We start from the raw sequence: 2184 nt of genomic DNA, 5'->3' as shown, positions 1-2184 counted from the left end.
GGAGAGCAAGAATGTCACAAAATAAAAAATCCATTTTTAAAATACTCATTGTTTTAATGGCATTATTTTTAGCAGCTTGCCAGGAGGAAAGTTCAGACACTTCGAAGACTTCTGGAAGAAATTTAGAAAAAATTGAGCGCTTTACTGGTCAAGAAAGTAAGGCAATCCCATCAGTATATACAACCCAGAAAGCATTATCACTAACTTTTAATGGTATGGGTGATGGTAAAACAATGGAAAAGCTATTAGATGAATTAGGCAAATATCATATAAAAGCAACGTTTTTCTTGCCAGGTATGAGGGTTGCTGAAGAACCACAGATAGCAAAAGAAATTTTGGCAAGAGGCCATGAAATCGAAAATAATACTTTAAATCAATTGGATATGAGCGACTTTAGCTACGAACAAATTTATAAAGAAATTAATTTATCAAATGACATTATTCAAAAAGAAACAGGCAGTAGTCCACGTTATGTTCGCACAAGAACAGGTGACATGCAAGAAGATGTGCGTCTTGCTGCAGCTCAATTAGGAATGGATGCTGTGGTTAGTTATAATATCAACCCGAAAGATTGGAAAATGAAGGATGCCAAATCTATAGCTTCATATGTTGAAAGATATATTGCTAGAGGAAGCATTATTAACTTAAATACAAACTTTAATCCAGAAGTTATTTCAGCTATTCCATTTATTGCAAAAGTAGTTTCAGATATGGGGTATAAATTGATACCGCTAGAAGATCTAATTGCAAATGGAAAAGAGAGAAAACCATTAGCTCAAATTCCAGGACACAATGCAGCTTCAGTCAACTTAAAAAACAAAAATGCAAAATATAAACTTATTTATAACCTTGATACGACATCCGCAAAAATAGCTTTAACATTTGACGATTGGGGAAGTGAAAAGACCGTCAATCAGATTTTAGCTATTTTAAAAAAGGAATCAGTAAAAGCTACATTCTTTTTACGTGCTAAAGGAGTGGAGGATAACCCAAATTTGGCAAGAGCTATTGTCGAAGAAGGTCATGATGTAGCAAACCATACGTATACTCATCCAGTATTGACTAAAATCACCCCTGAAAAATTACAGAAAGAAGTAGTGACAGCTCACAAGGTAATTACAGAAGCCATTCAACAACAGCCTGTCATGTTTTTTAGACCTCCTACAGGTGAAATTGATGAACAATCAGCTAAGAATGTAGCAGCAACAGGTTACTCCGATATCATCATGTACGATGTAACGGTTTTAGACTGGGATAAAAAGAATAATGCAACGGATATCGTAAACGGACTACTAAAGAAGACACATAACGGGAGTATCATACTTCTTCACATGTTAGATGACATTCATACAATTGAAGCATTACCTTTAGCGATTAAAAAGTTAAAAAACAAAGGCTATAAATTTGTTTTAGTTTCAGATCTTATTAAAAATAAATCATAAATGGAGTTGATCAGTATGGGATTATTTATAGAAGAAAAAATAGATCTTTATGAGGAAATCGTAAACGGACAAGCTTCTATAGCAGTAGTAGGCCTTGGTTATGTGGGATTACCACTTGCTGTTGCTTTTTCCAAAAAAGCAAAGGTCATAGGTTTTGATCTAAGCGAACGAAAAATCACAGAATATCAAAAAGGAATCGATTTGACAGGTGATTTAGGAAATACGGTATTACATGATTGTTCCATTCAATTTACATCAGATAGTAATAATCTAGAGAATGCGAAATTTTTTATCGTAGCCGTGCCAACACCAGTTCAAAGTGGAAATATACCTGATTTAACATACATTCAAAATGCCAGTCAAATAGTTGGGTCAAAGCTTACAAAAGGAGCCATCGTTGTATTTGAGTCGACGGTTTATCCTGGGGTTACAGAAGATGTGTGTATCCCCATCTTAGAAGCAGATAGTTGGTTCTTCATAATACGCCTCTTATATCAATGACACACTAAAAAGATACCAAGCCACATTTCATTAGCACCCAACCAAATATCGACTTCTTTTAGAAATGCAATTAAGAATTATTTAGATTTAAAGAAATAACTTTTGGATCTTTTTTTCGCTTTAAGGTGCTTGTTAAAAGTGTTAGACATTGTTCTGCCTTGTAATCCATTTTAAGAAACTTAAATATCGAAATAATATTTTCAATACTTTTCACATTATCTTCTATATTATTATTTTTAAT

The 2184-nt window shown here is 33.5% G+C and carries 2 protein-coding genes; both read left to right on the top strand.

All coding sequences use genetic code 11. From position 1 onward, the window contains the following. The first annotated feature begins 11 nt into the window (after window positions 1-11). Entirely contained in the window at window positions 12-1442 is a 1431-nt protein-coding gene (locus D1606_RS18205; RefSeq protein ID WP_119417425.1) for a polysaccharide deacetylase family protein, read from the top strand. 15 nt (window positions 1443-1457) lie between these two features. Then, window positions 1458-1943: a nucleotide sugar dehydrogenase gene (locus D1606_RS18200; RefSeq protein WP_367269459.1), complete on the top strand. Its 486-nt coding sequence runs from the start codon at window positions 1458-1460 to the stop codon at window positions 1941-1943. The last annotated feature ends 241 nt before the right edge of the window (window positions 1944-2184 follow it).

Source organism: Rummeliibacillus sp. POC4 (assembly GCF_003576525.1).
GTDB lineage: Bacteria > Bacillota > Bacilli > Bacillales_A > Planococcaceae > Rummeliibacillus.
The sequence above is the reverse complement of the archived record's forward strand: the minus strand, read 5'-3'. Positions and strand labels throughout refer to the sequence as shown.